General features: G+C 59.5%; 7 protein-coding genes and 1 pseudogene. 4 read left to right on the top strand and 4 right to left on the bottom strand.

Annotated elements, in window-relative coordinates; translation table 11 throughout:
- Positions 1 to 6: 6 nt before the first annotated feature.
- Positions 7 to 1,317 (bottom strand): trigger factor, encoded by a 1,311-nt coding sequence (gene tig / locus AACS18_RS07590; RefSeq protein ID WP_005336981.1) that lies wholly within the window; start codon positions 1,315 to 1,317, stop codon positions 7 to 9.
- A 441-nt stretch (positions 1,318 to 1,758) separates the two neighbouring features.
- Between tig and AACS18_RS07585 the strand changes: the two genes are divergently transcribed.
- Entirely contained in the window at positions 1,759 to 2,193 is a 435-nt protein-coding gene (locus tag AACS18_RS07585; protein ID WP_076495751.1) for a YccF domain-containing protein, read from the top strand.
- A 92-nt stretch (positions 2,194 to 2,285) separates the two neighbouring features.
- Entirely contained in the window at positions 2,286 to 2,876 is a 591-nt protein-coding gene (gene yfbR, locus AACS18_RS07580) for a 5'-deoxynucleotidase (protein ID WP_103251200.1), read from the top strand.
- 87 nt (positions 2,877 to 2,963) lie between these two features.
- Here the strand turns inward: yfbR and lolE are convergent, their stop codons facing one another.
- The 3 genes from lolE to AACS18_RS07565 all read right to left on the bottom strand — a co-directional run bounded on the left by lolE (position 2,964) and on the right by AACS18_RS07565 (position 6,227).
- Positions 2,964 to 4,205, bottom strand: a complete 1,242-nt coding sequence (lolE, locus tag AACS18_RS07575) for a lipoprotein-releasing ABC transporter permease subunit LolE (RefSeq protein ID WP_108614050.1) — start codon at positions 4,203 to 4,205, stop codon at positions 2,964 to 2,966.
- On the bottom strand, positions 4,205 to 4,903 hold the full coding sequence (gene lolD / locus AACS18_RS07570; protein ID WP_005336988.1) for a lipoprotein-releasing ABC transporter ATP-binding protein LolD: 699 nt from the start codon (positions 4,901 to 4,903) through the stop codon (positions 4,205 to 4,207). The genes lolE and lolD overlap by 1 nt, the downstream gene beginning before the upstream one ends.
- 88 nt (positions 4,904 to 4,991) lie before the next feature.
- Positions 4,992 to 6,227 (bottom strand): lipoprotein-releasing ABC transporter permease subunit, encoded by a 1,236-nt coding sequence (locus AACS18_RS07565; RefSeq protein ID WP_108614049.1) that lies wholly within the window; start codon positions 6,225 to 6,227, stop codon positions 4,992 to 4,994.
- Between the two features lie 76 nt (positions 6,228 to 6,303).
- On the opposite strand from AACS18_RS07565, the gene AACS18_RS07560 reads away from it, so the two are divergent.
- Both AACS18_RS07560 and AACS18_RS23235 read left to right on the top strand, forming a co-directional pair.
- Positions 6,304 to 6,879, top strand: a complete 576-nt coding sequence (locus AACS18_RS07560) for a PilZ domain-containing protein (protein ID WP_108614048.1) — start codon at positions 6,304 to 6,306, stop codon at positions 6,877 to 6,879.
- A 57-nt stretch (positions 6,880 to 6,936) separates the two neighbouring features.
- Positions 6,937 to 8,228, top strand: a pseudogene (locus tag AACS18_RS23235) (transcription-repair coupling factor); the annotation flags it as partial.

The following is an 8,228-nucleotide window of genomic DNA, read 5'->3' as shown; positions in this document are numbered from 1 at the left end:
ATGTTCTTAGGCAGCGGCGCCAGACTTGTTGATCACTTCGTCAAAGGCAACTTCTTTTTCGGTCACTTGCGCTTTGGACAGGATCAGGTCGATGGCTTGATCTTCTACTGCCAAGTTACGAACGCCGTTCAGCATCTGTTCGTTCTTCTGGTAGTACTCGATCACTTCCTTCGGATCTTCGTAGGCAGTCGCCATGGACTCGATGATGCTGTTTACGCGGGCATCGTCAGCCTTGATCTCGTTGGTGCGGATCACGTCACCCAGCAGCAGGCCTACGCGTACACGACGCTCGGCTTGAGCCTGGAACAGTTCAGCCGGAAGCTCGGGAGCGTTGCCGCCCTGGAAGCCACCGAAGCGCTGCAGAGCCTGCTGACGCAGTGCGTCGATCTCTTGAGCAACAGCTGCTTTCGGCAGGTCGATTTGGTTGGCTTCAACCAGACCATTCAGAACCTGCTCTTTCACGCTGTTTTTCAGGGCTTGAGCCAGTTCGCGTTCCATGTTCTTGCGCACTTCGGCTTTCAGCTCTTCAACAGAACCGCTTTCGATACCGAAACGCTTCACGAACTCTTCGGTCAGCTCGGGCAGGATCTGCTCTTCAACCTTGATCAGCTTGGAAGCGAACTTGGCTTCTTTGCCTTTCAGGTTTTCAGCGTGGTAGTCAGCCGGGAAGGTCACTTCGATGGTGAACTCGTCGCCTGCTTTCTTACCCATGATGGCGTCTTCGAAGCCCGGGATCATGCGGCCAGCGCCCAGAACCAGGTTGAAGCCTTCAGCTTTGCCGCCATCGAACTCTTCACCGTCGATGGAACCGACGAAGTCCATGGTCACACGCATACCATTGGCAGCGGCAACATCGGCATCAGCCCAGGTAGCGTGCTGCTTGCGCAGGGTGTCGATCATGTTGGCCAGATCTTCATCCTTCACGGTCGCAACCGGCTTCTCGACCTTGATGGTCTCAAGACCTGCAACTTCGAACTCCGGATACACTTCGAAAGTGGCGGTGAATTCGAAATCCTGACCTTCTTTGATCTCTTTCGGATCCATGGTCGGGGCACCGGCCGGGCTCAGTTTGTTTTCGATGATGGCTTTGATGAAGTTGCTCTGCATCATTTCATCAGCAACGCGGGCGTGAGCCATGGCGCCGAACATCTTCTTGATGATGGCAACCGGAGCCTTGCCAGGACGGAAACCGTCGATGCGACGAGTTTTGGCCAGGCCATTCAATTCTTTACGCACAGCGGCGTCTACGGTAGCGGCCGGTACAGTGATGGTAAGACGGCGTTCCAGACCCTGGGTTGTCTCTACAGAAACTTGCATTCTTCTACCTCGTTCAACTCAGCACTGTGTGCTGACCCTTTATTGCCCCTGGGCAAAGCCCGGAGTCTTCCTGTTTATAAAGACAACGATATGTCTTTGTGATGAGAAAATATGACGCGGCATTATAGCGGCGCACTTTGGTCGAGTCGAGCCACACATCCCCCACATTGAGCGGCGTGCAAGCACAATTCGTGCAAAACTGCCCTTTATATGGGGAGAGAGGAGCCCGACTTCAACTATCCGATGGCAATAATTTTGCGTTTGCTCACCTTTTTTCATCCGAACGCCGCTTTATTGCCCATCTTTCGCCGAAAAACAGCCAACCGTTGCGGGCGGCGACTTAATTTGACCAGCCAAATGGCGATTGGGCCAATCAACCATTGCGTCCCTACCCCTCCCTCGTTATGGTGGCAACCAAATTGATGATCTGGAGTCACTCACATGGCCTTTTTCCGCTTCTTGTTCAATCTGCTCTGGTTTGTACTGGGAGGTGTCTTTATGGGACTGGCCTGGTGGCTGGCCGGTCTTATCTGCTTTATCTCGCTGGTCGGCATCCCCTGGGGACGCGCCTGCTTCGTGATCGGCACCTTTACCTTCTTCCCATTTGGCAAGCAGGCGGTCAATCGCAAGACCATGACTGGCCAGAGCGATATCGGCACCGGCACGCTGGGGCTGATTGGCAACATCCTCTGGTTTGTGCTGATCGGTGTCTGGCTGGCCATCGGCCACATCGCTTCCGCGCTGGCCTGCTTCGTAACCATTATCGGTATCCCGTTCGGTATCCAGCACCTCAAGCTGGCACTCATCAGTCTGGCCCCTATCGGCCAGATGATTGTGACCAACCAGGAGGCTGAATCGGGCCGCTATATCCGCTAAACACGGGAAATGCGCGGGCAGACGCTGCCCTGCAACGAAAAAAAGGGCAGACTAGGGTCTGCCCTTTTCTATTCTCTTTTGTTGAGGCCATCATGTTACCCAGCCACTTTTTCGCCAATCTCGCCCGCATGAAACTCATCTATCGCTGGCCCCTGATGCGCAACATCCAGCCGGAAAACATCGCCGAGCACAGCCTGCAGGTGGCCATGGTGGCCCATGCCCTCGGCATCATCAAAAACCGGCTGTTTGGCGGCAGCGTGAATGCCGACCGCGCCGCCGTGATGGCCCTCTACCACGACAGCAGTGAAGTGCTGACCGGCGATCTGCCTACCCCGGTGAAATACTTCAATCCCGAGATTGCCCGCGAGTACAAGAAGATAGAACTGGCCGCCGAGCAGCGTCTGCTTGGCATGCTGCCGCCAGAACTGATCGATGACTTTCGCCCCCTGCTCGATTCGGCAGCCCAGGATGACGAGCTGGCCAGGCTGGTCAAGGATGCCGACACGCTCTGCGCCTATACCAAGTGTCTGGAGGAGATCAACGCGGGCAACCGGGAGTTCGAACCGGCTCGCAAGCGCCTTGAAGCCATGCTGGCAGCCCGAATGAGCGATGAGATGCGCTACTTTATCGACACCTTCGTGGCCAGCTTCTCCCTGCCACTCGATGAGCTTAACGCTCACTAAGCCAGTCTACATGACCTGAAAACAGAAGGGCCCGCCGGTTTGCACCGGCGGGCCCTTCGTTCTTTATTCCGCATTAGATGCAACGCATCAGTGACCCAGCTCGCGAGAGGGTACCAGACCGCTTGCCCGCCAGGCGGGATAGAGGGTCGCCACCAGACTCATCAGGATGGCGGCGCCCGTCACGATGAGCAGATCCTGCATATGCAACTCAGTCGGCAGGAAGTCGATGAAGTAGATATCCGGATTGAGGAAGCGGTGGCCAATGAGCTTCTCGATGACACCCAGGATCTGGGTCAGCTTGCTCGAAAGCAGCCCACCCAGCAGGGCACCGAGCAGGGCACCGGCCACGCCGTTAACCATCCCCTGAATGACGAAGGTGAGCCGGATCTGGCCGGGGCTCGCACCCATGGTTTTCAGGATGGCGATTTCGCTGCGCTTCTCGTTCACCGCCATCACCAGGGTGGAGACGATGTTGAAGCAGGCGACGGCAACCACCATCAGCATCACCACATACATGACGGTACGCACCATCTGGATGTCCTGATAGAGGTAGCCCTGGCTGTTCATCCAGCTGCGGATATAGACGTGATGAGGGAACTGCTGCGCGGCGGCTACGGTGATGGATTGCGCCTTGAGCACATCGCTCACCCGTAGGCTGAAGCCCTCCACGCCGCTGCCCATGCCGGTGATCCCTTGCGCATCGGCCAGATGCATAAAGCCGAGCAGACCGTCGAGCTGACCACCGATCTCCAGCAGCCCCACCACGGTCAGGGCTTCGCGCCGAGGATTCTTGATCCCCGCCTGATCACCCCCTTGCGGCAGCAGCAGGGCGACCGAATCCCCCACCTTGACCCCCAGCTTGTCGGCGATGGTCTTGCCAAGGATCACCCCACGTTCACCCGGTTGCAGCTCACGCAGACCACGGCCCGTCATGTATTTGCCGGCATCCGACAGATTGGCTTCCAGTTCAGGCAGCACGGCGCGCAGTTGCACCCCCTTGAGGGCAGAGCCATGCTCCAGCAGGCCATTGAGGCGAATGACCGGTGCGGCCGCCTCAACGCCCGGCTGGGCCAGCAGGTAGTCACGCAGACGTGGCCAATCCGGCAGCGGCCGCTCAACGGCGTCCAGCTCACCTTGCGGCACGACCGAGAGCACCCGATCTTTGAGCTCCCGCTCGAAACCGTTCATGGCGGAGAGGCCCAGGATCAGCGCCATCACCCCGAGGGCGATACCGATCAGAGAAGAGGCAGAGATAAAGGCGATAAACCCGTTGCGACGGCGGGAGCGGCTGTAACGCAGGCCCAGAAAGAGGGGCAGCGGTTTGAACATCAGGCAACCTCCGCCATCACGCCGCTCACCAGGGTCACCCGGCGATGGAGCTTGGCCGCGAGGCTCAAGTCGTGAGTCACCACCACAAACGCAGTGCCCAGCTCACGGTTCAGTTCACACAGCAGTTCGTAGACAGCAGTAGCACTGGCGTGATCCAGATTACCGGTGGGTTCGTCCGCCAATACCAGACTCGGTTCGTTGACCAGCGCCCGGGCGATCGCCACCCGTTGACGTTCACCGCCGGAGAGCTCGGAGGGACGGTGATTCAAGCGATGGGAGAGCCCTACCCGCCCCAGCATCTTGGTTGCCTTTTCGGTGGCAACCGCCACCGACTCACCGGCGATCAGCAGCGGCATGGCCGCATTTTCCAACGCACTGAACTCGGAGAGCAGGTGGTGGAACTGGTAGACAAAGCCCAGCTCGCGGTTGCGAAAGCGAGCCTGGGTACGGCTGTCCCAGTGGTGGATATCCTCACCCTTGAACAGCACGGCGCCGCTGGAGGGGTTGTCCAGCGCCCCCATCAGGTGCAGCAGAGTGGTCTTGCCGGAGCCGGAGCTTCCCACCACCGCCAGCATTTCACCGGGCGCGACACAGAGATCGATCCCCTTGAGCACCTGAGTCTCCAGCTCCCCCTCTTTATAGACATGATTGAGCGCCTGGCAGCGCAGCAGAGGTTCACGGGATACGGCTTCATTCATAACAGGGGCTCCACTTGCCTCGGTAACAACGCTGGCACCCGCAACAACGGAGGCACCAGTCACAACAGAAGATGCATTATTCACGGCATTACTCATAACGCAGCGCCTCGGCCGGTTTCACCCGTGCGGCGCGGGCCGCCGGATAGAGGGTGGCACTGAAGCTCAGCAGCACGGCGCCCAGCAAAATGGTGATGACCTGAGCCGGCTCGACAATCACCGGCAGGCCACTGCCGCCCGCCGCCATATAGAGGTTGAGCCCCACCGCATTGAGCAGGGGGTTGAGACCCAGGGAGAGCGCCAGGCCCGCCAGTCCGCCAAACAGGGCGCCAATCACCCCGCTGGAGGCGCCGAGCACCATGAATATTTTGACAATCCCCGATTCACTCATGCCCATGGTGCGCAGGATGGCCACTTCGCCCTCTTTGTCCGTCACCACCATCACCAGCGCGGAGAGGATGTTGAAGGTAGCGACGGCGATGATCAGCACCAGCATCAGCCCCATCATCCGTTTTTCCATGGCGACCGCCTGGAACAGCTCGCCCCGCTCGCGGCGCCAATCTTGCCACAGCATCCCGTCCGGCAGCGGCGTTTTGATCACCTCGTCGGCCGCAAACGGATCATCGAGCCAGAGGCGAATACCGCCGACGGTTTCTGTCGGCAGGCGCAGCAGCCGCTGAGCATCCCCCAGCGCGATCAGCGCAATCTGGTTATCCACATCGGCGCCGACCCCAAAGATACCGGAGACGGTAAAGAGGCGCTGGGCCGGTACCCGGCCAAACGGGGTGAAGCGGGTCCCTTCGGTCAGGATCAGACGAACCTGATCGCCGATGGAGACATTGAGGCGGCGTGCCACCCCCTGCCCCAGCACGATGCGGTAGTGACCCGCCTGCAGGGTATCGAGGCGTCCCCCCAGCATCTGGCTGTGGAGGATATCATCCTTGGGCCACTTTGCAGGGTCGATCCCCTGCACGCTCACCCCGGTCAGCTGGCCGGGGCTTTGCAGCATTCCTTCGCTGTCGAGCATGGGGGCAGAGGCAACCACATGGGGTAATTTGGCCAGATCCGGCAAGCCTTGCGGGTCGGCATCAATGCGGCCAGCCTGATTGGTCACCACCACATGGGGGATCACCCCGAGGATGCGCCCTTTGAGCTGCCCTTCGAAACCGTTCATTACCGAAATGACCACCATCAGGGCGGCAACCCCGATGGCGATGCCAAAGGTAGAGAACAGGGAGATAAATGAGACGAAGCGATTGCTGCGCTTCGAGCCTGCATAACGCAGGCCGATGGCCAGCGAAAGGGGCTGAAAAAGTCCGGTCTTCAAGGATATGTACGTTGCCAACAAAATAAGATACCGGATAATAAAGGGAAACCGTCCATGACAACAAGGGATAGCCTCCATGCAGGAACAGTTCTTCAGCGTCACTCATGCCACGCCGGTCAATGTGATCCCCATGCCGGCCGACTTCCACCTCCCCTCGCTGGAGGAGCTGGACGCTGAGCTGCCGGAGCCCTTTCGGATCTCTTCGGCCATTACCTCCATCGATCTGGTGACCACTCGCCTGCTGCGCAACCAGAACGAGTCGATGCACGATCTGATCGAGATAGTCAATCAGCAGTCCCGCAAGATCGACATGATCATGGGCTATGTGCTCTCCATGCAGGATCATCCGGAGCAGCGCTTCCACACTCTGCGCTTCGGGGCCGGTCAGCTCACCTACCTGCACCCCTATCATGGTCACGGGGATGCGCCGCACCTGCACCAATTCGTGCGCCTCAAGATCTTCCTGCGGGAAGAGGCGGCCGCCATTTACTGCTATGGCCAGGTCAAACAGCTCGACGGCGGCGAACATGGCACCCATGTGCTGCTCGACTATGTGCGGATCCGCGAAGATGACCGTGAACTGCTGGTACGCGCCAGCCTCCACGTGCAATCGAAGCAGCTCAAGCTGCGCGCCCAAGGGCGTCAGCGCTAACCAGAGCGAACGTCAGCGATAGATAACGTCAACGTTAAAAGAATCGAAACCATGCCAATGAAACTCCCCGCCTTGCCCGCCAAAGCGGGCCAAAAGATCACGCTCGGCCAGCTGGTCGGCAGCAGCCTCTCGCTGATTGCAGCCCGTCTCACCAGTGAAGCCAAGGGCCCGGTACTGCTCATCACCGCCGATACCCCGAGCGCCCTGCGCCTTGAGCAGGAGCTTCACTATTTACTGGCCGATCAATCCGCCCCCGTATTGCTGTTCCCCGATTGGGAGACCCTACCCTACGACACCTTCTCCCCCCATCAGGACATCATCTCCCAGCGACTCGAGACCCTCTACAAGCTGCCGCAGATGAGCAAGGGGGTGTTGATCGTCCCCATCTCCACCCTGATGTTGCGCTGTGCGCCCCGGGTCTATCTCGACAAATACAGCCTGATGGTGAAGGCCGGTCAGCGCCTCAATCTGCAACAACTTAGAGGGCGCTTGGCGGAAGCGGGTTACGTAGCGGTTGATCAGGTGCTGGAACACGGCGAGTTTGCCGCCCGCGGCTCCCTGCTCGATCTCTTCCCGATGGGCAGCAGCAGCCCCTATCGCATCGACTTCTTCGACGACGAGGTGGACTCCATCCGCCCGTTCGATCCCGAGACCCAGCGCTCCAGCGAACCGGTCAAGACGGTCAGCCTGCTGCCTGCCCGGGAGTTTCCCACCGACGAGGCGGCCATCGAGTTGTTTCGCGGTCAGTTCCGTGAGCAGTTCGAGCTGTCGCGGGCCGAAGGATCCGTCTATCAGGAGGTGAGCAAAGGGCGCTGGCCCGCCGGCATCGAATACTATCTGCCGCTCTTCTTCAACCAGACCGCCAGCCTGTTTGACTATCTGCCAGAAGAGACACTGCTGCTCACCGTGGGGGATATCTACCCCGCCGCCCAGCGCTTCTGGAATGACATCGGCCAGCGCTATGAAGACAGGCGCTGGGACAACACCCGCCCCCTGCTGCCACCGGCGCAGCTCTATCTGCCAGTGGAGCAGCTCTTTGCCGCTCTTGGCCAATATGGCGCAGTGCGCCTGCAAGAGGCCGCCACCACTGGCGATGCCGGTCAGCACGATCTGTCCATCTCGGCGCTGCCCGACCTGCAGCTCGATCACAGCAAGGAGCAACCCCTGCTGGCGCTCGACCAGTTCCTGCAAGGCTTTGCCGGTCGCACCCTGTTTGCGGTGGAGTCAGAAGGGCGGCGGGAAGTGCTCGGCGATCTGCTGGCGCGTATCTCGCTGCAACCCAAAGAGTTCACCTCGTTAAGCGATTTCATGGCGAGCAAGGCCCGCCACGGCCTGCTGGTTGCACCACT

This window comes from Aeromonas sp. HMWF015 (assembly GCF_963878965.1).
Classification (GTDB): Bacteria; Pseudomonadota; Gammaproteobacteria; order Enterobacterales; family Aeromonadaceae; genus Aeromonas; species Aeromonas veronii.
This window is presented reverse-complemented; position numbering and strand designations above follow the sequence as displayed.

Excerpts from the sequence above, each read along its gene's own strand:
- tig (WP_005336981.1), bottom strand. The coding sequence starts at position 1,317 with ATGCAAGTTTCTGTAGAGACAACCCAGGGTCTGGAACGCCGTCTTACC.
- AACS18_RS07585 (WP_076495751.1), top strand. The coding sequence starts at position 1,759 with ATGGCCTTTTTCCGCTTCTTGTTCAATCTGCTCTGGTTTGTACTGGGA.
- yfbR (WP_103251200.1), top strand. The coding sequence starts at position 2,286 with ATGTTACCCAGCCACTTTTTCGCCAATCTCGCCCGCATGAAACTCATC.
- lolE (WP_108614050.1), bottom strand. The coding sequence starts at position 4,205 with ATGTTCAAACCGCTGCCCCTCTTTCTGGGCCTGCGTTACAGCCGCTCC.
- lolD (WP_005336988.1), bottom strand. The coding sequence starts at position 4,903 with ATGAATGAAGCCGTATCCCGTGAACCTCTGCTGCGCTGCCAGGCGCTC.
- AACS18_RS07560 (WP_108614048.1), top strand. The coding sequence starts at position 6,304 with ATGCAGGAACAGTTCTTCAGCGTCACTCATGCCACGCCGGTCAATGTG.